The following is a 20,637-nucleotide window of genomic DNA, read 5'->3' as shown; positions in this document are numbered from 1 at the left end:
CTCGCGTCTCTGGCTTTCTGCCTCCAAAACACAAAAATCTAACAAGGGTGGGCAAAATGATCGGGAATAAAGGCAAACAATCGGTGTCCGAGGTCATACGAACCTGTCGAACGGCATTCCTCGGAATATTTCTCATAAGTGCAGTTCTTAATATATTGATGCTAACCGGACCGCTCTTCATGCTTCAAATTTACGACCGCGTTCTGTCAAGCGCCAGCGTGCCGACACTTGTTGTACTAAGCGGGATTGCACTGGGGCTCTACACGCTTAGTGGGATGTTGGACGTTCTGCGTTCGAAAGCGCTGACGCGGGTCAGCATGCGGGTCTATACAAAACTATCACAACCTGCCTTACGTGCGAATATCCAGATGCCGCTGCTGGCGGGGCAAAAAGCTGGGAGCGTGCACCCCGCGAGGGATGTCGATGCAATCCGCCGGTTTCTTGGTTCGCCGGGGCCTGCTGCGATCTTCGACATGCCATTCATGCCTTTCTATTTTCTGTTGGTCTTTCTGTTTCACCCTTTGCTCGGTCTGCTCTCGGTGGCGGGGGGACTTTTGATCTTCCTGCTGGTCGTGGCAAATGAATTCCTGGCGCGGGGACCTACGCGGGAGGTAGGCAACCGAAGCGCAGCGAAAACCAAGCTGATGGACAGCTCGCGGCGCAATGCCGAGATCGTAACGGCCATGGGCATGACAGACCGGATTTCGGAACTCTTTTATGACCGGCTGGAGGCTTATTTCGGGGCGCAGCAGCTCTCATCTGATCGCAGCAATTTCTTCTCATCGACCATTAAATCCCTGCGGCTGGTGCTCCAGTCGGCCATGTTAGGACTTGGCGCATATCTCGCGATCCTTCAGGAAATAACCCCCGGCGTCATGATTGCAGCGTCAATTATCATGGCAAGAGCACTGTCACCGATTGAACAGGCGGTATCGCATTGGCCGTCATTCGTTTCATCACGACAGGCGGCCGCGAGGCTGGATCAGGCTCTGCGCCAATGTAACGACAATAATGGTGCAGACGGGCTGCCGTTACCGAAGAACGAAGTTCGCGTGGAGCAGATGGCAACGAGCGCGCCTGGCGAGGCGGTTGTGCTGTTGCATAGTGTCAACTTTGTCCTTCATGCGGGTGACGGACTTGGTGTTATAGGTCACTCAGGGTCAGGCAAGACCAGCCTCGTTCGGGCTATGACCGGTGTATGGCCGATTCTGAAAGGTTCCGTGCGTCTCGACGGCTCTACCATTGACCAATGGATAGACCGGGATCGTGGTCGTTTTGTCGGATATTTGCCTCAGGATGTCGAACTCCTCGAAGGAACGATCGCTGAGAATATCGCCCGTTTTAGACATGATGCCGATATCGGCGAGATTGTTGCTGCCGCCAAGCTGGCTGGGGTGCACCGGTTGATCACCGGACTGCCGGACGGATACAACTGCATTGTTGGAGAAGGAGGGGCTCGACTTTCCGCAGGTCAGAGGCAGCGTATTGCGCTCGCCCGGGCGCTTTATGGCAATCCATTCTTGATTGTTCTCGATGAGCCCAACTCGAACCTTGATCAGGAAGGCGAAAAAGCACTGTCCGATGCACTGAAGGAAATGCGCCGGCGCGGCAGTATCGTGGTCATTGTCGCGCATCGAATGAGTGCACTCGTTGCAGTCAACAAGGTTCTCATCATCCAAAATGGTCAACAGAGAACATTCGGTGACCGCGATGAGGTTCTCGGCAATGTTACCGAACTAGCCGCCCAGCACGACAACAGCAAGGCGCACGTCCATGCAGTATAAAGATATCGATACCAGGATTGGCCATTCGTTGCGCAAACAGATCTCAGCAGCTCTGCTTCTTTGCGCCGGTTTCGGAATTGGTCTGGGTGGTGTAGCCGTTTATGCCGAAATCAACGGTGCGGTCATCGGTTCGGGAAAGGTAATCGTGCAGGGGCGAACCAAGAATGTCCAGCATCGCGATGGTGGTATTGTGGGAAAGATTTTTGCCACAGAAGGGCAGAAAGTAAACTCCGGGGATTTGCTGTTTACTTTGGACCGCACTCTGGCGGATGCCAATCTGGGCATCATCGATAGCCAGCTTGACCAGCTTCTGGCACAAGAAGCTCGCTTGCTTGCAGAACAGGCGGATAAGCCCGAGATTGATTATCCCGACGAGCTTTTAAGCGTGGAGAACGAACGCTCAAGACTGTTGGTAGATGGTCAAACACAGCTTCGTGAAGCGCGCAGAATGACGATGGAGAGCCGAAAGGCACAGCTCGTCGAACAGGTCAATCAATATCAGGAAAAGGTTCAGGCCTTGGAAGCCCAACGTCAGGCAGTTGCGGAAAACATCGAACTGCTGGACGGCCAGATAGAAGACTTTGCTCATCTCCACAGTCGTGGGCTGATTGCCGACTCGCAGTATCTTACTGTTCGGCGAGAAATGGTTTCTCTCATTGGTAGCAAGGCAGCAATTGCTGCAGAAATTCAGGAGTCGAAGCAGGCGATAAGCCAGACTGAGCTTCAGAAGGTGCAGATTGACGAGGATTTCCGTGAGGGCATTCTTACCGAACTGGATCAGAAACGCACCGAAATTGCCAGATTGAAGGAAGAACGGATAGCGGCGATGGACAGACTAAGCCGTCTGGAGATCAGAGCGCCGATTTCTGGCTATCTTCACGAACTGAACATCCATACGGTTGGTGGGATAGTCTCTCCAGGTGAAACGATGGTTAGTGTCATTCCAGTGGATGATGAACTGATTGTCGAGGCCAGGTTGTCGCCAACCGATGTTGATCAGGTTTTCGACGAACAGATTGCACGTTTGCGTTTTAGCGGCCTCGATCAGCGTGTAACACCAGAATTATTCGCAAATGTAATTGATGTTTCACCAGATTTGATGACGGATAAACAGACTGGTGTTTCTTATTTTTTGGCGAGGCTTCGCATCAACGATAAGGATATCGAAAAAATCGGTGCGGACAAATTACGTCCTGGTATGCCGGTCGAGGTATTTATTCAGACCGGAGCACGCTCAATCCTGTCTTATCTTGTGAAACCGATTGTTGATCAAGTGCAACACGCGATGCGAGAAACCTGACAAATGGCGATGTCATTGCAGATGGTTCTGATGATGTAACCGCCACTCCAGCGGCCTTGATGTGGCAAGGTGGGTTTGCGGGGTTCCGTTGCAAAAACTCGTTCATCACGGAGCATGCCTCGGCTGCAGACGCAATTATGCTGTGAGGGCTGTGAATTGTTGTTTGAGTGAAAGCGGTGTCGCTGCGGCGAAGATGCTCTGCTGCTTGCGCATCATGTGAATGAGTTCGATACCAGCCAAAGTGATGCTTGCTGAGACTGTGGATTTGAACCCAAGCATGGATCTTATCCGACGTTTGATACGCCGGTGATCCTGTTCAATGTTGTTGTTCATGTACTTGGAGGATCGAATAGCAATCGGCTTTCCACCTCGCTTTAGTCGATCTTCGGCGTGGCGTTGTTGCATGGAGGCCAATTAAGGCGGATTGCGTTCTTTGATGTTTGGTTACAGGCTCACAGCTTTCACGCGGATGGAATTCGGGCGTGTGGATGCCAGCATTCGATTAAGAATGCGGCATCCGAGTTTGATTTCGGTTTGCTGATTGGCAAACTTGCGTGAGCGAAGACAGTTCCCATTGACGGATTTATACCGGCCCATTGTCGTTTCCACGTTGGAACGTCTGCCATAATTGATCATGGCCTGCCACTTCATCCGGCCATGATCTGCAATTTTATGGTTATGCCAGTCACGCTGATCCGGTGGGCCATAAATGTCTGCTGGGAGCTGCCGTGCGCGTGGTGGAACGATAATGCTGACACCCGGACTGTGATGGCGAAGGGATCTATACGTTTCATCACTGTCATAGGCCCCATCAGCAGTGAAGCTGGTGATGGGCTGGACAATCTGTTCAAGCAAAGCTGTAAGCTGGCTGATGTCACTGCTGCTTTGATCTGTCAGCACTTCAGCGATAATTTCACCCGTGTCAGCATCCACAGCAAGGTGCAGTTTGCGCCATTTTCTGGGAGATTTACCACCATGCTTGTCCTCAAGCCACTGGCCTGCGCCATAGATCTTCAACCCCGTGCTATCGACAATAACATGAATGGGTTCATCAGGTGCTGCTGTCTTGTGACGAACCAAAGCCTTCGAAAGTGACAAGCTGGAACAGCGCCTGCTCAGTGTCGTGTGGTCAGGGACTGGGAGATCAAGGCCCATCAACTGAAACAGTGAAGTCATCAAGCCTTCTGTCTGACGCAAAGGTTGATGGAAGACGATGCCACACATCAAAGATGTTTCAATCGCCAGATCAGAATAGCGCGACTGGCCATCTGGTGTTGTCCGCCGCGGAGCCAACCAGCCCGCAATCGCAGCTTCACTGATCCAGAAGGTAATGCTGCCACGCTGGCGCAAACCAGCTTCGTACTCAGGCCAGTTCTCAACCCTGAACTTTTGCGGCGGTATCCGATGACGGGGAGCAGTACGATGTTTGAAAGGCATGAGCCCGATCCCACAGACGAAAAGCAAGGCTGCTAAAGCCTAATTCTGTAAAATCTTTAAACCGCAAATGCCATCCGTGCACCAACGCTGGCCGTTTAGAGCATTTCCAGTAAAAGTGCGTAGCGTTTTTGCGTTCGGAAATGCGTAAAAGCAAATGACTAGAGCGGCATCCCACTTTTCGGGATGCGCTCCAGCGGCCTATTTTCACCAGCCATTATTCAGTACGCTGGCGTCGTTTCGTCATCAGCATGGGTGCATATTCGAGAACATACAGCCCGAAAGCCAGCATCCATAAGAGTGCCGAAGCGGCCAGGAAAGTGTGGAAGAAATTCGGCATCATCTCCGCAAAAGGACGGGTCAGAGCTGACAGGATCAGACAGAGATAGGCAATCTGGGTTGTGGGCGAAGCTACCAGTTCACGACCCGTATGACCACGGGTTGCGCGGGTCATCACCGCCAGCATCATGCAGCCGATGACGCCCACCGTCATGACATGCAGCGCCGAAAAAGGGTTGAGTTGTTCAAGTGCTGCCAGCGCTATGGCGACAAAACCCGCAGGCACAAAAAGATAGGCAATGTGCAGGATGAGCACCAGCTTGTCTTTCGCCACGCTCCATCCGCGCCAACGATAAAGCCGCACAAGATGCAGGACCGCTGCAATGATTGCGATGATGGCGGTCAATGAATGTTCAGGCGCAGCAATCCAGCTCACGCATGCAATGGCACCAACCAGAATGGCGAAGCCGTCATAGCGATTAAACGGCACCGGAAAGTGCTTTTTACCCATGCGATTAAGCCAGTTGCGCGTGAAGCTTGGAATAATCCGTCCGCCGATCAGCATCACCAACAAGACATAAGCACTGACACCGGCGCGATTGGCAGCGGCAATATCGCCATTCGTGATCGCCAGATAGTGGAAACAAAAATTGGCCAGCATGACAATGGAGACGCCAATCAGGACCTTGAGGTTCTTCCACTGATGACCGGCAATGATTTCTCGTGAGGCGATAAACAGAAGCAAAGGCAGAAAGAGACTTTCGATACCGATTGCAGCATAGAGATTAACAAAGTCGGGCACCAGAAAGACCAGTCGTCCAGCAAGCCAGACACCGAAAAGCAGGGCAAGCGGCGTTCCTGAAACGGGCAGACGGCCAGTCCAGTTAGGCACCGCAGTCAAAAGAAATCCGGCGAGAATTGCCGATGAAAAGCCAAACACCATCTCATGAGCATGCCAGTTGAGCGCACCATAAGCGCCGCCGACCGACAGGCCGAATGTGAGAGAGAGTATCCAGAGCAGCATGGCCAGAACGGCCCATATTGCCCCACCCAGAAAGAACGGGCGAAATCCATAGCTGAAGATTGCCGGGCCGGTCTTTTTGTAACCGCGGGCAATCGCGCCACGGCGTTCGGGAGGAGTTGCTGTGGGGGCTGTTTGGGCAATTGAGGCTGCGGGGGTGGCCAGCAGGCCTTCCTTTATTGTCATGACGTCCTCATCACGGAACCGCAGCCAGAGCGCAATTTATTCTGATCAAGCATATCTGCGCTCTAGCGGTAGGGGGATTTATGCAGCACCGCTGCATATTTGAAGCCCATTATTTCGCGCTGGCAATTGCCTTTTCGAGACGCGCCTGAACGGGTTTTGGCTTTTTAGCAGCAACGATCTCTTCAAGATTGGCCGGATTGTCGCCGACAACAATCAGAGCAACCATGCCCATGGCGTAATGCGGCGTGCACTTGACGAAATACGCACCTGGCTCAGTGACGGACAGAACATAGTTCTCGTTGATCTTGCTCTTAAACTTTTCCGCAGCTGCGGGGATCATGTCCTTGATCGACTCGACATTGTGTCCCTTGTCGACTGGCACGAAGGTAATCGTGTCACCGGGATTGGCTTTGATGTAGGCAGGCTCAAAAACCATTGCACCTTCAGCACCCTTATTGAGCATGTGAACCTCAATATTCTCGGCCAAAGCGGGAGCAGCCATCGCAAAGCAAAGTCCGAATGCTGCGAACGGGATAGCAAACTTACGCATCTAATTTCATCTCCATAGGCCGGTTTCTGCAGCATCACGATGGTGCCCGAAGAACCGCGCTGATGGAGATTTAGACCGACTCTCTTTCAATCTCTTTGATTGGGATCAAACACATTTAATATAGTTGATTATGGCAGTCAGATATCACGATAAGCCTGACTATTGGACGGCTCCCGATCACGAAATGATACTGATTTGCTTTGACTTGCGAGACGCTGCTTCGGCAAATTCTCGAAATTGCACGCCAGAATGAGCGTGACCCGCACGCAACACCATGCGTAAAACCCGGGTTTCACACAAATTCGTCGTTCTCAATAGCACAATGATTTCAGCTCCTTGCGATGTGTTTCAAAACACACCTGCAAATGTGATCGCCATTTGTGTTGACTATTAACATTTCGTTAACCACAGTTTGTTGCAATCTGTTACAAAGCGTTACAATCGCAGTGACAGGCCATATCGATACGAGGTGCATATTGAAAACAACACGGCGGATAAATCAGCAATCCTTGCAGCCAAGGAACAGCTCTGCCGTGTCCCAGATGACATCTTTCTGGGGCCTTATGCGCGCCTACTGGGTATCCGAACGCTGGAAGGAAGCCTGGGGCCTCACGATTGCGATCTTCATCTTCACAGCCTTTATCAGCAAGACCACCGTTTGGGTGGCCGAAGCCTCCGGCTTGCTGATGAACTCAATCGTCAATGTCAAAAGTGCACCGGTTCAAAATCCGCTGATGGCGATAGCAATGAATGCAGGCATTTTGATCCTGCTGATGCTGGCTAAGGATGTGATGCTGGTCGGCTTTCGGCACCTCCTGTCCACGACATTACATCGCAAATGGCGCAAGTGGCTTAACGACAGCTTCTCCAGCGCTCTGCTTGATAGCAATCACACGCATTTTCATCTGCAGCAGGGGAAAGGCGCAAACCTTCCCGACAATGTCGACCAGCGCTTGCAGGAATCCATCAAAGGCATGACGGGCGGGGCCATTGGTCTTGTCATGGGTGTTGTCGGCGTGGTGCTTTCCGCATTTTTTGTCGGGCAGAAGCTGCTCGAAATCTCCACCGAAGTAACCGGGCTGGAATTCCTTGGCTCCTATGGCGGTGCCATTCTCGCCTTCACGGCAATCATTATTTATGTACCGATTGGCACGCTGATCGCGATCAAGATAGGCCGTCAACTTGAACGCCTCAACCTCGGCATGCAGAAAGCAGAAGGCTCCTATCGTGGTGAGTGGACGACACTTCTGCGTCGCAGCTTCCAGATTTCTGCTTCTGAAGGCGAAGCTGTGCAGCGTTCCGTCAACAAGCGTCTTTACAAGGATGTTGATGGCACATGGAACAAGCTCAATCGTTTCGATGCCGCCTATCTCGCCTTCTCACAGGCCTATGGCTTCATGTCGAACCGGATCATCGCCTATATTCCGGGCCTCGTGCCCTATATGAGCGGCGCTGTCAGCTTCCGCAATTATGTTACAGGCGCTGAGCTTGTAGCCGCCATGATCAATGACTGCTCGTGGTTCATTCAGGTCATGCCAGCGATTGCCAATCTGCGCGCCAATGCCGGTCGCGTTACAGGTCTTGCGCAAGCTATCGACAATGTTCAGGAACCGAGCGAGTTTTACGCAAGTTCTGGCGTCAACCGCTTCACCTTCTCCAAGCAGCATCCTCGTTTTGGTCTTTCTGTTCGCAACCTCACGCTGATGCAGGGACCTGACAGTGAAGCACCTTTCCTGCGTTCCGGTGTGATCAATATCCGCAGCGGTGACTGGGTCTATATGCGCGGTGAATCCGGTTCAGGTAAAACCTCTTTCATCAAAGCGCTCAACGGGCTTTGGGCTTATGGCACTGGCGATATCATCTATCCGCAGAAGGCCAAATCGATCTATGCACCACAGGAAGCCAAGTTTCCGTCCGTGTCGCTCAAGCAGCTTGTCTGCCTCCCGGATGACGCGAACGACTTCAACGATCTGTCTATCGCTGTGGTTCTCCATGAAGCAGGACTCGGCGAATTTATCGAACGCATGAACGATCCAGATGCCGACGGCTCTCCATGGGACATGGTGCTTTCAGGCGGACAGAAGCAGAAGCTGGTGCTGGCGCGCATCCTGCTGCACAAGCCTGCAATCATCTATCTTGATGAAGCCACAGGCGCGCTTGACCCTGCATCAAAGCTGCGTTTTCACACCGCGCTTAAGACACGCTGCCCCGACGCGATCGTCATCAGCATCATGCATGAAGAAAAACTGCCGACACTGGAAAACGGCGAAAACGTCTATTCACATGTTCTTGAAATCCGCAATGGCTATGTCTCGCTGCGTCCAACCCATTTCACGATCGACGCGGGCGTTGCCATGGTTGCCGCTGAATAGCTGCCAGCAGAAGATTTGAGAAAACAAAGCTAAAAACGATCTGCCTTTGAGAAGCGGATTTCTTGTTCAGCCAAATAAGCCGGGTCATCATGGTGGGATGGATTACACAAGCTATGTTTATATCGCGATAGCCTTGCTTCCCTTCATTGTCTGGGGATCGATCATTGTTGCCCTGTCCCGTGAAAGCCAAGCCAGACGACAAAACCGGTCCGGGGCCTATAAAGGCCCCGAACGAGAACCTGCAACGGAAATCGCTATCATTCCTTATGGGCTGATTTTTCCACTTTATTACAGCTACCCATCAGACAAGCGCAACTTCGGCTAGAGTAGTTCAGTCATAACTGTAACCACCATGCGAGCGATTACAGGCTTGGCTGGTGTAGCGGTTCTGACTAAGGTCGAGCACAAACAAACTGACAAAGTGAGAATGTGCTTGAATAGAATATTGCTGGAAGTCTGTGTCGATGATGCCGAAGGCTTGGCCGCCGCAATCGAAGGCGGCGCTGATCGTATCGAACTCTGCTCGGCACTTGCTATTGGTGGACTGACGCCGTCCATTGGCCTCATGCAGCTCTCCGCAAAAGCTCCTATTCCGATCATGGTGATGATACGACCGCGCGCGGGAAGCTTCATCTGGACCGAAGATGAATTGCAGGTCATGGAAGCCGAGATTGCGGCAACACGCACCCTTGGTCTTGCCGGTGTGGTGATTGGCGCCAATCTGCCCGATGGCAGACTCGACCAATCTGCGCTCCAACGACTGGTCAAAGCAGCGGATGGCCTTGATATCTCGCTACACCGCTCAACCGATCTGACACCAGATGCCGTGGAAGCTGTGCAAATTGCCAAACGACTTGGCATTAGCCGCATTCTCTCTTCCGGTGGTGCACAAAAAGCCATATCCGGTCTGGAAAGATTGGCGACTATGCAGAAAGCAGCCGGATACGAGATCGTCATCATGCCAGGCTCTGGCGTTAATATCGACACACTACCCACAATCCTTGCGGCCCTGCCAGATACCACCGAAGTCCACGCGTCATGCGGTGCGCCGCTGACTGCCGATCCGACATTGTTGCATTTCGGCTTCGCCGCTCCCGGTGCCACCCGAACAGCCGCGGACAAAGTCGCAGAATTGCGCGCAACACTTCAGCGCAGCTAACAAAATTTGCGTTTACATGAACATTTGGAACGCAATATTTGTGTTGAAGTAAAAAATATTTTCAAATAAAAAACTGGCGCAGAAGCATGTCACCCAAAACTGGGAACACGTTTTGGGAAGGGTATGAGTTGCAACCGACCGAGGATCTCTATCAGACTGTGCAGGCTGCGGCACCGGACCTCACTCCGAAGCTGCGCGGCATATGCCGGTTGATCGAAACTGATCCGGTCGGCTTTATCCGCTCCACGGCGCGCGAGTTATGCAACCAGCTCGGCACGTCGGAGCCGACCCTTATCCGTTTCTGTCAGCGCTTTGGGTATGCCGGTCTTGCCGATTTTCGTATCGATCTCGCTTTGTCGCTTGCCCAAAAGCCTGCCCTCACACCATTTGGCGTTGAATCCAATCCGGTTGATCGACGCGCGGTTAACTTCGACGCCAAGGATATGATCGGGCGTAAGGCGGTTCACCTGCTTGAAGGCGATACGTCTGTACTCTTTGACAATGGTTCCAGCGCTGAACGTCTTGCAGCGCATCTTGGCAATCTTGCGCCGCTTGTCATCATGACCCGCAGTCTCGATGTCGCGCAAACTGTGCTCAGCCACAAGCAGCATCAGGTGATGCTGACCGGTGGTAACGTTCGTCGCGAAACCATGTCTGTGACCGGACGACTGGTTGATGCAGCTCTCTCTGAAATGCGCTTTGACACCTTCGTCATGGGTGCCGACAGCGTCGATCCGGAGACCGGCATCAGTACATTTCTTGAAGACGAAGCCCATCAGAACCGTGCAATGATTGAGGCTTCGGGCCGCGTTATTGTGCTGGCCGACAAGACCAAATTTAGCAAACCACGACTGCATCGTATTTGCGCAATGGATCGGATCTCAGCAATCGTGACCGATCTTGAGCCGAACCATGAAATAGCCAACCGCATCCGCGAACGTGGCGTGCGTGTCATCAGTACTCAAGAGGACGGCGTTAATGACTAAGCTGGAAACAAGCCACACCTGGCAGGAAATTCATGCGCAGCCGGGTATCTGGCAGGCATGGGCAGAGCCGCTTGCCGCGCAGTCGGCTGAAATCCGTGAATGGATCGCCGCCAAGGGCATCAAACATATCGTGTTCAGTGGTGCAGGCACGTCGGCCTTTATCGGTCAGGCCTTGGCCTCGGCAAAGACTGGCGCAATTTCACTGGCAGCTATTGCGACCACCGATATCGTTTCCAATCCGTCTGAAACGCTTTCCGACGATGCTGAACTCCTCGTCGTGCAGTTTGGCCGTAGCGGCAACAGCTCGGAAACCATCGCAACGCTTGACCTGCTGGATGAGCATTTCCCTAAAGTCCATCGCCTCAACATCACCTGCAATGGTGAAAGCGCATTGGCCGTCCGTCCGGCAAAAGGTCCAGGTGAACAACGTGTCATTGTGTTGCCTGAAGCAACCCATGATCGTGCCTTTGCTATGACTTCGAGCTATACCACCATGCTTCTGTCGGCGCTCGCCTGCATCGACGATACGGCTGATGTGAGCGCAAAACTTGGCCACCTTTCGGCTGCAGCTGCAAAGGCAATCGCCCAGCTTGACGCAACTCCCGCACCGCATCCTGAACGGGCCATTTTCCTTGGTTCGGGTGCACTGACCGGCGTCGCACGTGAAAGCGCGCTCAAGGTGCTGGAGCTGACCGCAGGGCAGGTCATGACCAATTGGGACAGCACGCTTGGCTTCCGTCACGGCCCGAAGGCTTCAGTCGTTGGCAACACTCGCGTCGTGGTCTTCATCCATCCGGATCAGCATACCGCACGCTACGATCTCGATATCGCGCATGAAATCGCGCAGCAGTTCCCGCTCGCAACAGTTACGACCGTTGGCGGTGAAGGCTGTGACCTGGCGCTTGAGCTAACTGGTGCCAATCATCGGGGTGACAGCCGTTGGGATGCTGTGCTTTATGTGCTTTTGGCGCAAATCTGGTCTGCCCGCTGGTCAGCGGAACTCGATCTCAACATCGACAATCCATTTATCGATCAAGGCAACCTGACACGTGTCGTTTCCGGGGTTAAGATTTACCCCTTTAAAGCATGAAGCATGAGGTCAGCATGATCTGCGGCGCCATTGATCTGGGCGGCACCAAAATTGAGGGCCGCCTGTTCGACGCGAATATGGAAACCGTTCGGACGCGACGGATTCCGACACCTATCGGCGATTTTGAAGCCTTTATCGATGGGCTTTCGACGCAGATTGAATGGCTGATCGAAACTGCAGACAATCCGAAACTGCCTGTTGGTATAAGCCTGCCCGGCTGGATCGATCCAGCCACTGGCCACGGCTTTGCCTCCAATATTCCGATCACCGGGCGTGATGTGGGTGCAGCACTCTTGGCGCGCTTTGGGCGAAGCTTCCCGCTGATGAACGACTGTATGGCTTTCGCTTATTCGGAAGTGCATGGCGGCGCAGGCGAAGGCGGCGACGTTGTAATTGGTCTCATTGTCGGCACCGGCATGGGTGCTGGACTTGTGATTAATGGCGATATTCCGCCGCGCTATAATGGCCTGGCACTGGAAATCGGTCATACGGGCATGCCAGCACGTATTTTAAGCCAGCAGAACCTGCCCTTGATCCCATGCGGCTGCGGCAAGACGGGCTGCATGGAGCGCTACGTTTCCGGCACAGGTCTTGCCGATATTGCAAAGATCAAACTTGGCGAGACAATTTCCAATCAGGAACTGACACTGCGTGCATCCAACGGGGACGCTGCGGCAGAACAGGTTCTCGATGACTGGGCCGAACTGATGGCGGAATCGCTTCTGACCATGCAGATGGTTGTCGACCCCGATTGCATTGTGCTTGGTGGCGGTCTTTCCAACATGGATGGCGTCGCCGAACGCGTATCGAAAGCATTCGAAAAGCAAAAGCTTGGTCCAACCCGCATACCCGCCATCAGAACTGCCCGTTTCGGCGACAGTTCGGGTGCACGCGGCGTTGCGCTTTACGCCCTCAACAAGGCAGGAGCACGCCAATGAACCGTCTTGTCGCCCCCGATTATGTGTTTCTGAACGGACAGCTTCAGACTGGTCTCGTGGCCGAGATCGGCACTGCGGCTATCCACCGCCTGCGTCCGCGCAAATCGAATGAGACCCCGGACTTGACGCCACATGTCCTGATGCCTGCCTGCATTGATTTGCAGGTCAATGGTGCGGGCGGCGTCATGCTGAATTCGGACACCAGCGCGAAAGGCATTGCGCATATCATTACGACGCTGCGCAAACGCGGCACCGGCTGGGTACTTCCGACGCTGATCACCTGTGAACCGGAGCGTATCATTCAGGCGGCTCATGCCGCCGTCGAATGCAAGGAAATGGACGGCTTCTTCGGCCTGCATATCGAAGGCCCGCATTTGAATCCTGTCCGCAAGGGCACGCATCGCGTCGAATTTATCCGTCCGATGGATGCATCCACGCTTGAAGCGTTGAAAATTCTGCGCAAGGCCGATGTGCCGGTGATGCTCACGCTTGCGCCCGAAATGGTGCCAAGCGACACCATTCGCCAGATCGTCGATATGGGTGTAGTCGTTTCGGCAGGCCATACCAATGGCACGACCGCTGAGGCAAAAGCAGGGCTTGAAGCCGGCATCAGCTGCTTTACCCATCTCTACAATGCCATGCCGCCAATGACCTCGCGTGAGCCGGGCGTGGTCGGCACTGCAATTGGCAGCGATGCTTTCGTCGGTATCATTGTCGACGGACATCATGTGACATGGGAAATGGTCAGCATTGCATGGCGTGCACGGCCAAAGCGTGACCACATGTTCCTTGTATCTGACGCCATGTCCACCATTGGCGGGCCGGATCATTTCGAGCTTTACGGCGAACAAATCGAAGTGCGTGACGGCGCACTCGTCAATGCCGCCGGTTCTCTTGCAGGCGCCCATATCGATATGGTTGGCTGTCTTGCCAATCTGGTTCAGCAGGTCGGGGTGCCACTTGAAGAGGCCATCCGCGCGGCTTGCGTCGTGCCCGCCGATGTGATGGGACGCGCTGCACCAAACCTTGGCTCTGGAACGCCCCTGCCCGAGCTTCTCGCTCTCGACAAGGATTTGAAGCGCATTTCCCTCTGAAACCAAACCGCATCCCGAAAAGTGTGAAGCGGTTTTCGGAAAAGAGGCGCAAGAAACCCGCGCCTCTCATTGAAATCTAGACCTTGAGGCTGTCCTTAGCCAGATTATGGAAGAAGGATACGCCGCGCTCCAGTATTTCATCATTGAAATTATACTTCGATGTATGCAAGCCGGAGCTTTCGCCATTTCCGATCAGGAGATAGGCACCAGCAGTCTTTTCCAGCATGAAGGAAAAGTCTTCGCTGCCCATGAATGGCTTATCCAGTTCTTCAAAAGCATCTTGGCCATAATGCTGCGTCACCGTGGCCTTCGCCTGCTCGAATGCGGCCGCATCGTTGATGGTTGCCGGGTAGCCGGTCATCCAATCGAAACTGACATCAGCACCATAGCTTGCCGCCTGCATCTTTGCCACCTGCTCGACCTTATCGCGCAAAGTTTTGCGGATAGCCGGATCCGTCGCACGCATCGAGATTTCAAGCTTGGCCGTATCGGGAATAACGTTGCACACTGCACCGGAATTAAATGCGCCAACTGTGATGACACTTGCCTGATGCGGCGAAACATTACGGGCGACGATTGTTTGCAAAGCCATCACGATGCTTGAGGCCACAATGATCGGATCAACGGTTTTTTCCGGTTCTGCCCCGTGCCCGCCGCTGCCCTTGACCGTTAGCGTCAGAGCATCGATGGACGCCGCAATCGGACCGGCCTTCGAGGCAAACTTGCCAGCCTGAAGACCCGGCCAGTTATGCAGGGCAAAAACCTGATCGCAAGGAAAGCGCTCAAACAGTCCTTCCTCAATCATGATCTGCGCACCACCGAAGTTTTCTTCGGCGGGCTGGAAGATGAAATGAACGGTTCCCGAAAAATCCTGATCCTGCGCAAGCGACCACGCAGCACCCAGCAGCATTGCCGTATGGCCATCATGGCCACACGCATGCATCTTGCCTGCGTTCCTGCTCGCATAAGGCAGGCCAGTTTCTTCCAGAATTGGCAGCGCATCAAAATCAGCGCGGAAACCGATGGAACGGTTTGAATTGCCACGGCGCAAAGAGGCAACGATGCCAGTCTTCGCAAGGCCACGACTTAACTCATAGCCCCATTTTTCGAGCGTCGAGGCGATATAATCGGAAGTCTTAACTTCCTCCAGGCCCAGCTCCGGAATACTATGCAGATGTCTGCGGATAGCTTTCAGTTCATCGCCGAATGCACCCAGTTTATTGTCCGTCATGATCTCCCCCTCAACTCATATGCAGAAACTGGCGCAAACGCGGTGACTTCGGATTGCGCATCACGATATCAGGCGAACCGCGCTCTTCAACCAGTCCCTGATGCAGAAAGATGACTTCGCTCGAAATTTCGCGTGCCAGTGCCATTTCATGTGTCACCATCACCATTGTCCGGCCTTCTTTGGCAAGCTTTTTGATAACCTGCAGCACTTCTGTCACAAGCTCTGGATCAAGTGCGGAAGTCGGTTCGTCGAACAGCATCACTTCAGGCTTCATTGCGAGCGCGCGCGCTATCGCGGCACGTTGCTGCTGACCACCGGAAAGCTGGCTCGGATACTGATCGCGCTTAGGCGTGATGCCCACCTTTTCCATCAGAACTTCGGCCTCGGCCAGCGCCTCCGCCTTCGACATGCCCAGAACATGGATCGGTCCTTCGATGATATTCTCAAGGATGGTGCGATGAGACCAGAGATTGAAGCTCTGAAAAACCATGCCGAGACGAGTGCGGATATGTTCAAGCTGACGCGGGTCGGCGGCATGCGATTTTCCATCGCGCCCGATCTTGGTGCGGATCACTTCACCCGCAACCGCGATCTCGCCTTCATCCGGTGTTTCCAGATAGTTGATACAGCGCAGCAATGTGCTCTTCCCAGAACCACTGCTGCCGATCAGCGATATGACATCGCCTTTCTTCGCTTCAAAGGAGATGCCTTTGAGAACTTCGACGCCTGCGAAGCTCTTGTGAATATTTTTGACGGCCAGTGCCATGGAAGTCATTTTGAATTGCTCCTGAAACAGATCAGACCATCGAGGCGCGTGAGCCACTCATGCGCCGTTCGACCCCGTTCATGATCCGGGTGAGGATGAACACAACTGTGAAATAGAGAATGCCTGCCGCGATCAGCGGCTCAAAGATCGACAAGGAACTGCGCTGTAATGCGCGTGCGGTTCCCATCACTTCCATGATCGTGATTGTGGAAGCGAGCGAGGTGGATTTGAGCAGGATGATCAGATCGCTGGTCAGAACCGGCATACAATGACGGAAGGCCAGCGGCAAGGTGATGCGGCGCAAAATCTTGAACCGGCTCATGCCGATGGAAAGTGCCGCTTCAATCTGCCCGCGCGGAATCGACTTGATAGCGCCGCGAATAACCTCGGCATTATAAGCACCCTGATTGAGGCTCAGCGCAAACACCGCATACCAAAGACCATCACGCATATATGGCCAGAGGAAGCTGTGTCTGACCCATGTGCCCGGCAGGATCTGCCCAAGCCCGTAATAGATCAGATAAAGCTGAACCAGAAGCGGCGTGCCACGGAAAATGAACGTGTAGACAAAAGCCGGCCATTTCAGAATGCGGCTGTTTGAAAGCCGTGCCAGCGCGCTAAGCGTACCGAAAATGAGACCAATAACACCTGCGGTCGCCGTCAAAAGCAGCGTAAGCGGCATTGCCTTGATGAGAGGCGGTAGGAACTCAACGATTTTTGTAATCGTTTCCATTATCCGTGCCCCCGGCTAAGGCGCTTTTCAAGCTGCGCAATCACAATGACCGAGACCAGCGTGATCGCCAGAAACAGGAATGCCGTGAGGCCATAAAAGAAGATGTACTGCTTGGTGGAGGCAGCTGCACGATAGCCGGTGTAAAGGAGTTCATGGAACGAACCCAACACCGATATGATCGCGCTTTCCTTGGTGATCGATAACCACAGATTGCCGATGCCGGGCACCGCATGACGCATCATTTGCGGGAAGGTGACGCGGGTGAATATCTGGCGTCTGCGCATTCCGATGGAGAGAGCAGCTTCGATCTGACCGCGTGGAATGGCAAGATAGGAAGCGCGCAGCACTTCCGTCATGAACGCACCATTGACGAAAGCCAGTGCAATGATCGCAGCCCAGAAGGCGCTGAACTGGAAATCGTTTCCAACAAGGCCTGTTGCTTTCAGAAGGTGTTCGGCACCCGTCGCAACGGAGAAATACAACAGCAGGATAACGAGCAGTTCAGGCAGGGCGCGAACCACCGTCGTATAAAAATCTGCGATCGCTTTTGTATAGCGATTACGCGAAAGCTTACCGGAGGCGCCAGTGAGCCCGAAAAGAAACGAGACTGCGAATGCTACGGCCGAGACCTGCAAGGTCATCATAAGCCCATGCGCGAACTCGTCTCCCCAGCCCTCACTTCCCCAGGCCAACAGTTGCCAATAAGAATCCATGCAGATTAATCCGATCAAAAAAGCCCAGCGCTTTATAGAACGACTGCTCGGTACAACTCTTATGAGCTGCGGTCTGCTACCGTTCCATTATATGAAAAGCGCAAAGCATTTTGTGAAATGTGGAGGTCACAGCACCTCGATGAGCGAACGCCGCTGGCGGCGTTCGCATTGGATCGAGTTACTTCTTCTCAAAAATCCACTTGTCGACCAGCGACTTGAGAGTGCCGTCCTTGTCGAGTTCAGCAAGTGCTGCATCGACTTTTTCAAGCGTTGCTGTGTCGCCCTTACGAACTGCATAGGCGACGCCTTCGCCCAGTACGACGCTCTTAGGCGTCACGAGCTTGACCTCGTAGTCTTCGCCCTGCGACGTCTTCAGGAAGTTCTGAACGAAAAGATCTGGTGCCAGAACATAATCGACGCGACCCGCAACCAGATCGGCAACCGAGTTATCAGCCGTGTCATAGCTCTTGATCGAAACATCTGGCAGATACTTGGTCATATAAGCCGACTGGACGCTCGATGTCTGGACACCGACGATCTTGCCTGAGAGCGCTGCCTGATCAACGACTTCACCGGAACCGTCGCTTGCTGCGACAGTGCCAACCTTATCTGTATCCGACTTGGCGCCAGCGACGACCGTACCTTCAGTGTAGTACGGCGTGCTGAAATCGACGACCTTGCGGCGTTCATCAGTCACGGAGAAAGCACCGATGATGAAATCGACCTTGTTTTCGGTGAGCGACGGAATGAGACCGTCCCATGCCATCGACTTGAATTCGCACTTGTCTGCGAGCTTTTCGCACAAAGCGCGTGAAAGGTCTGCTTCCAGCCCTTCCCATTCACCAGCCGCATTGACCTGCGTGAAAGGCATATAAGGCTCTGGCGTCATACCCAGACGAAGCTTTCCTTCAGCCTGAGCAGCACCGCTGGCCAATACAGCAAGTGCGATCGCACCAGCAATTTTCCCTTTAAAATCCACCATGTTCCCGTTCTCCTTATATTTTTGTTGGCTTGCCTGTAATGATAGCAAGCACAGGGAATGCGCATACAAAAACGGCTCAGGAGCGAATGCCCCTGAGCCGTCAGAATTACTTGCGATACCAGCGAAGCGACATGCAGGAAAGGCCAGCGTCAATCTTGCCGATCTCCGTGGTCTTGAGCGGAACCACGTTATAACCGCTCTTCTCCAGCAACTCGATGGTGCGTGGGAAATCGGAGCCAACCATCACGACGTCATTGACGCGCAGCGCATTGGCAGCCGCTTCTTCACCTTCTGGAACGATCAGCTGGCGAAGACCAGAAAATACGCCGGACTTCGCGAGACGGCTCGTGGAAAGAACGGTTTCTTCATCGACCAGCGAGCAGTCGGTTTTGAAATGAAGGACGCCTTCAGGGGTCGAGACAACCTCACCCTTGCGACCAATCTTATCGAGGCTGGCGATCAGTGCTGCTGCGCCCGCTTTGTCGGTACGGGCGGAAAGGCCGATCATGACACTCTTCTGTGTCGTCAGAACGTCGCCGCCATCAGCAAAGCCTGGTTCCGGCAGTTCAACAACCGTATCAAACATCTGGCGCAGCGTCGGTTCGATGACAGCTGTTTCACCAACGCGCGTAAGCGCACCTGGACGGAGCAGAATTGCACCCTCGGTGAAGACGAGTGCCGGGTCTTCGACGAAAATGGAATCTGGGAAATCTTCAAGTGCTGGAAGGATCGTAACCTCTACGCCTGCGGCGCGCATGGCAGCGATATAAGCATCGTGCTCAGCCTTCACGCCTTCATAGGTCGGGTTGCCGGTATCCAGCGCGCGAAGACCATTTACTACCGAGCGCGAAGGTTCACGGACGATGATCGAATTAAACTCATAAACGGGTCTGTTAGAAGACATGAAAGGTTACCCTCAATTTAGCTGGAGCCTATCTACCCGGCTCTTGTTGTTGCGTAAAGCAAATGTGTGCCGTTTGTTGTGCGGCGTGAGAGATGAATGCCTGCGAGCATGCAGCGTACCGATCCACCTGCCAGCTCAATCGTCGGCACAGCGAAAGGCAAAAGCTTTGCAGTCTGCTCGATTGTCTCGATCTGAGCTTTGCTTAAAGCAGCAAAAGCGCGGGCAGAAAGGGCCAGAACGCGGCCATCCCGGCCTTCAAGCTCAATGGCATTACCGGCAAATTCACCGATCTGTTCAGCGGTGAGATGAATGACTGTGCGGCCTGTTTCCTGCAGGCGATCGACGATCTCCTGACGACGGGCCGGATCGGTAATCATATCGGTGCCGACCAGCGCGTAATCAGTGCCAATGCACATCAGAACATTGGTGTGATAAATCGGCTTGCCGGACGAATCGAGCGCATCGAATACCATCGGCTCAAAATTGAAATGCGTGCAGAAACGCTCAAGCGCAACTTCGTTGGTGCGGTTGGAGCGGGCTGCATAGGCAACACGTCCAATATGGTCGAGCACCATGGCACCCGTGCCTTCGAGATAGAAGTGATCGCGCTCGAGACCCGAATAATCAATGACATCCTGAACGCGATAATCACGCTTCAACATTTCGATGACGTCGGGACGACGTTCTTTCTGACGGCTTTCCGAGAACATCGGATAAATAGCGACATGTCCGCCCGAATGGGTGGAAAACCAGTTATTTGGAAAAACGGAATCAGGCAGCGCGTGGGTTTCGTCTTCAAAGAGATGCACCGTCACGCCCGCATCGGCCAATCCCTCAGCCATGTCCGTCACTTCGTCGAAGGCTGCTTTTGCAACCATCTCAGCAGAGCGGCGCTCATCAACGGACTGAAACGCATTGTCCTTTGCGGTCTGCGCATTGGGGGTGAAGTGGTGCGGTCGGATCATAACGACCGATTTTGGACTCTGGACAGATGGTCTGCTCATTCTCAGACTATTCTCACTGCTAAAGCATGCCGCAAAAGACATGCGTAAAAACAAAGATTTAAAGCGCCTATCGCCTCACCAATGGAAACGAATTCAGCAAGAATTTGAGTT

At 53.5% G+C, this 20,637-nt stretch carries 19 protein-coding genes and 1 pseudogene; 9 read left to right on the top strand and 11 right to left on the bottom strand.

Annotated features, from left to right (window positions below; genetic code table 11):
* Positions 1-56: 56 nt before the first annotated feature.
* Both ACSME1_RS14160 and ACSME1_RS14155 read left to right on the top strand, forming a co-directional pair.
* Positions 57-1,784, top strand: a complete 1,728-nt coding sequence (locus ACSME1_RS14160) for a type I secretion system permease/ATPase (protein ID WP_024898688.1) — start codon at positions 57-59, stop codon at positions 1,782-1,784.
* Positions 1,774-3,084 (top strand): HlyD family type I secretion periplasmic adaptor subunit, encoded by a 1,311-nt coding sequence (locus tag ACSME1_RS14155; RefSeq protein WP_024898687.1) that lies wholly within the window; start codon positions 1,774-1,776, stop codon positions 3,082-3,084. The genes ACSME1_RS14160 and ACSME1_RS14155 overlap by 11 nt, the downstream gene beginning before the upstream one ends.
* A 135-nt stretch (positions 3,085-3,219) precedes the next feature.
* Here ACSME1_RS14155 and ACSME1_RS14150 read toward each other — a convergent pair.
* The 4 genes and pseudogenes from ACSME1_RS14150 to ACSME1_RS14135 all read right to left on the bottom strand — a co-directional run.
* A pseudogene (locus ACSME1_RS14150) lies at positions 3,220-3,462 on the bottom strand (DDE-type integrase/transposase/recombinase); the annotation flags it as partial.
* Between the two features lie 66 nt (positions 3,463-3,528).
* Positions 3,529-4,521 carry an IS5 family transposase gene (locus ACSME1_RS14145; protein ID WP_024898621.1) on the bottom strand — a complete coding sequence of 331 codons (993 nt, stop codon included), beginning with the start codon at positions 4,519-4,521 and terminating at the stop codon, positions 3,529-3,531.
* A gap of 214 nt (positions 4,522-4,735) precedes the next feature.
* Positions 4,736-6,004: an NnrS family protein gene (locus ACSME1_RS14140; protein WP_024895583.1), complete on the bottom strand. Its 1,269-nt coding sequence runs from the start codon at positions 6,002-6,004 to the stop codon at positions 4,736-4,738.
* A 109-nt stretch (positions 6,005-6,113) separates the two neighbouring features.
* Complete coding sequence (locus tag ACSME1_RS14135; RefSeq protein WP_024895584.1) at positions 6,114-6,554, bottom strand: pseudoazurin; 441 nt, start codon at positions 6,552-6,554, stop codon at positions 6,114-6,116.
* A gap of 533 nt (positions 6,555-7,087) precedes the next feature.
* Between ACSME1_RS14135 and ACSME1_RS14130 the strand changes: the two genes are divergently transcribed.
* From ACSME1_RS14130 to nagA, 7 genes are all read left to right on the top strand, one after another.
* Entirely contained in the window at positions 7,088-8,926 is a 1,839-nt protein-coding gene (locus ACSME1_RS14130) for an ABC transporter ATP-binding protein/permease (RefSeq protein ID WP_024895585.1), read from the top strand.
* Positions 8,927-9,023: 97 nt separating this feature from the next.
* The gene (locus ACSME1_RS14125; protein WP_024895586.1) at positions 9,024-9,251 is read left to right on the top strand and encodes a hypothetical protein; all 228 of its coding nucleotides are present in this window, start codon (positions 9,024-9,026) and stop codon (positions 9,249-9,251) included.
* A 108-nt stretch (positions 9,252-9,359) separates the two neighbouring features.
* Positions 9,360-10,085 carry a copper homeostasis protein CutC gene (locus ACSME1_RS14120; protein WP_244430425.1) on the top strand — a complete coding sequence of 242 codons (726 nt, stop codon included), beginning with the start codon at positions 9,360-9,362 and terminating at the stop codon, positions 10,083-10,085.
* Positions 10,086-10,213: 128 nt separating this feature from the next.
* Positions 10,214-11,071, top strand: coding sequence for a transcriptional regulator (locus ACSME1_RS14115; protein ID WP_024895588.1), 858 nt, complete (start codon positions 10,214-10,216; stop codon positions 11,069-11,071).
* Positions 11,064-12,161, top strand: a complete 1,098-nt coding sequence (locus ACSME1_RS14110; RefSeq protein ID WP_024895589.1) for an SIS domain-containing protein — start codon at positions 11,064-11,066, stop codon at positions 12,159-12,161. The genes ACSME1_RS14115 and ACSME1_RS14110 overlap by 8 nt, the downstream gene beginning before the upstream one ends.
* Positions 12,162-12,175: 14 nt before the next feature.
* Entirely contained in the window at positions 12,176-13,099 is a 924-nt protein-coding gene (locus tag ACSME1_RS14105; protein ID WP_024895590.1) for an ROK family protein, read from the top strand.
* Positions 13,096-14,193 carry an N-acetylglucosamine-6-phosphate deacetylase gene (gene nagA, locus ACSME1_RS14100; protein WP_024895591.1) on the top strand — a complete coding sequence of 366 codons (1,098 nt, stop codon included), beginning with the start codon at positions 13,096-13,098 and terminating at the stop codon, positions 14,191-14,193. Before ACSME1_RS14105 ends, nagA begins: the two co-directional genes overlap by 4 nt.
* Before the next feature lie 76 nt (positions 14,194-14,269).
* On the opposite strand, the gene ACSME1_RS14095 is transcribed toward nagA, so the two are convergent.
* The 7 genes from ACSME1_RS14095 to ctlX all read right to left on the bottom strand — a co-directional run bounded on the left by ACSME1_RS14095 (position 14,270) and on the right by ctlX (position 20,526).
* Positions 14,270-15,424 carry a M20 aminoacylase family protein gene (locus ACSME1_RS14095; protein WP_435655411.1) on the bottom strand — a complete coding sequence of 385 codons (1,155 nt, stop codon included), beginning with the start codon at positions 15,422-15,424 and terminating at the stop codon, positions 14,270-14,272.
* Positions 15,425-15,434: 10 nt separating this feature from the next.
* Positions 15,435-16,199 carry an ABC transporter ATP-binding protein gene (locus ACSME1_RS14090; RefSeq protein ID WP_024895592.1) on the bottom strand — a complete coding sequence of 255 codons (765 nt, stop codon included), beginning with the start codon at positions 16,197-16,199 and terminating at the stop codon, positions 15,435-15,437.
* Positions 16,200-16,221: 22 nt separating this feature from the next.
* Positions 16,222-16,923 carry an ABC transporter permease gene (locus ACSME1_RS14085; RefSeq protein WP_024895593.1) on the bottom strand — a complete coding sequence of 234 codons (702 nt, stop codon included), beginning with the start codon at positions 16,921-16,923 and terminating at the stop codon, positions 16,222-16,224.
* Complete coding sequence (locus tag ACSME1_RS14080; RefSeq protein ID WP_024895594.1) at positions 16,923-17,636, bottom strand: ABC transporter permease; 714 nt, start codon at positions 17,634-17,636, stop codon at positions 16,923-16,925. Before ACSME1_RS14080 ends, ACSME1_RS14085 begins: the two co-directional genes overlap by 1 nt.
* A gap of 178 nt (positions 17,637-17,814) precedes the next feature.
* Positions 17,815-18,618 (bottom strand): transporter substrate-binding domain-containing protein, encoded by an 804-nt coding sequence (locus tag ACSME1_RS14075; protein WP_024895595.1) that lies wholly within the window; start codon positions 18,616-18,618, stop codon positions 17,815-17,817.
* Between the two features lie 106 nt (positions 18,619-18,724).
* Entirely contained in the window at positions 18,725-19,522 is a 798-nt protein-coding gene (locus tag ACSME1_RS14070; protein WP_024895596.1) for a dimethylarginine dimethylaminohydrolase family protein, read from the bottom strand.
* A gap of 32 nt (positions 19,523-19,554) precedes the next feature.
* Complete coding sequence (gene ctlX / locus ACSME1_RS14065) at positions 19,555-20,526, bottom strand: citrulline utilization hydrolase CtlX (protein WP_024895597.1); 972 nt, start codon at positions 20,524-20,526, stop codon at positions 19,555-19,557.
* Between the last annotated feature and the right edge of the window lie 111 nt (positions 20,527-20,637).

Source organism: Brucella pituitosa (genome assembly GCF_965577835.1).
GTDB lineage: Bacteria > Pseudomonadota > Alphaproteobacteria > Rhizobiales > Rhizobiaceae > Brucella > Brucella pituitosa.
The sequence above is the reverse complement of the archived record's forward strand: the minus strand, read 5'-3'. Positions and strand labels throughout refer to the sequence as shown.

What these genes read in the sequence shown, in the direction of transcription:
- ACSME1_RS14160 (WP_024898688.1), top strand. Translation starts at nt 57, where the DNA reads ATGATCGGGAATAAAGGCAAACAATCGGTGTCCGAGGTCATACGAACC.
- ACSME1_RS14155 (WP_024898687.1), top strand. Translation starts at nt 1,774, where the DNA reads ATGCAGTATAAAGATATCGATACCAGGATTGGCCATTCGTTGCGCAAA.
- ACSME1_RS14145 (WP_024898621.1), bottom strand. Translation starts at nt 4,521, where the DNA reads ATGCCTTTCAAACATCGTACTGCTCCCCGTCATCGGATACCGCCGCAA.
- ACSME1_RS14140 (WP_024895583.1), bottom strand. Translation starts at nt 6,004, where the DNA reads ATGACAATAAAGGAAGGCCTGCTGGCCACCCCCGCAGCCTCAATTGCC.
- ACSME1_RS14135 (WP_024895584.1), bottom strand. Translation starts at nt 6,554, where the DNA reads ATGCGTAAGTTTGCTATCCCGTTCGCAGCATTCGGACTTTGCTTTGCG.
- ACSME1_RS14125 (WP_024895586.1), top strand. Translation starts at nt 9,024, where the DNA reads ATGGATTACACAAGCTATGTTTATATCGCGATAGCCTTGCTTCCCTTC.
- ACSME1_RS14110 (WP_024895589.1), top strand. Translation starts at nt 11,064, where the DNA reads ATGACTAAGCTGGAAACAAGCCACACCTGGCAGGAAATTCATGCGCAG.
- ACSME1_RS14105 (WP_024895590.1), top strand. Translation starts at nt 12,176, where the DNA reads ATGATCTGCGGCGCCATTGATCTGGGCGGCACCAAAATTGAGGGCCGC.
- nagA (WP_024895591.1), top strand. Translation starts at nt 13,096, where the DNA reads ATGAACCGTCTTGTCGCCCCCGATTATGTGTTTCTGAACGGACAGCTT.
- ACSME1_RS14095 (WP_435655411.1), bottom strand. Translation starts at nt 15,424, where the DNA reads ATGACGGACAATAAACTGGGTGCATTCGGCGATGAACTGAAAGCTATC.
- ACSME1_RS14090 (WP_024895592.1), bottom strand. Translation starts at nt 16,199, where the DNA reads ATGACTTCCATGGCACTGGCCGTCAAAAATATTCACAAGAGCTTCGCA.
- ACSME1_RS14085 (WP_024895593.1), bottom strand. Translation starts at nt 16,923, where the DNA reads ATGGAAACGATTACAAAAATCGTTGAGTTCCTACCGCCTCTCATCAAG.
- ACSME1_RS14080 (WP_024895594.1), bottom strand. Translation starts at nt 17,636, where the DNA reads ATGGATTCTTATTGGCAACTGTTGGCCTGGGGAAGTGAGGGCTGGGGA.
- ACSME1_RS14075 (WP_024895595.1), bottom strand. Translation starts at nt 18,618, where the DNA reads ATGGTGGATTTTAAAGGGAAAATTGCTGGTGCGATCGCACTTGCTGTA.
- ACSME1_RS14070 (WP_024895596.1), bottom strand. Translation starts at nt 19,522, where the DNA reads ATGTCTTCTAACAGACCCGTTTATGAGTTTAATTCGATCATCGTCCGT.
- ctlX (WP_024895597.1), bottom strand. Translation starts at nt 20,526, where the DNA reads ATGAGCAGACCATCTGTCCAGAGTCCAAAATCGGTCGTTATGATCCGA.